The 349-nt window shown below is 32.4% G+C and carries 1 protein-coding gene; it reads left to right on the top strand.

From position 1 onward, the window contains the following. The first annotated feature begins 4 nt into the window (after nucleotides 1–4). Nucleotides 5–145: a transposase gene (locus OM075_RS25870; RefSeq protein ID WP_363321666.1), complete on the top strand. Its 141-nt coding sequence runs from the start codon at nucleotides 5–7 to the stop codon at nucleotides 143–145. Nucleotides 146–349 lie beyond the last annotated feature (204 nt).

Genomic DNA, 349 nt, shown 5'->3' with positions numbered 1-349 from the left:
CAATATTATTAACTATTTTAATAATAGAAGCACAAATGCAGCAGCAGAATCTTTTAATGCTAAAATTAAAGAATTCAGAAGGCAGTTCAGGGGTGCTTCAGATGTAAAATTCTTCTTGTTCAGGTTAACAAAATTTTTTGCATGATTATTAATTATACAATTTAGACCCAACTTTTTTACATGATCCGTATCTTGGCGTAAACGGACGTAATTTTCAACGTCAATATAAAAACAAGCTCAGTGATTACAATGCTTGGGTTCAAAAGGCGCATGCTGAAGATTATTTAGTATTTCCTAAAAATATTGGCTATGCTCTATCTATAGATGAAACAGCCATGTCCAATGGCGA

The sequence above is a fragment of the Plebeiibacterium sediminum genome, assembly GCF_026013605.1.
In the GTDB taxonomy this organism is placed as follows: Bacteria; Bacteroidota; Bacteroidia; order Bacteroidales; family Marinilabiliaceae; genus Saccharicrinis; species Saccharicrinis sediminus.
This window is presented reverse-complemented; position numbering and strand designations above follow the sequence as displayed.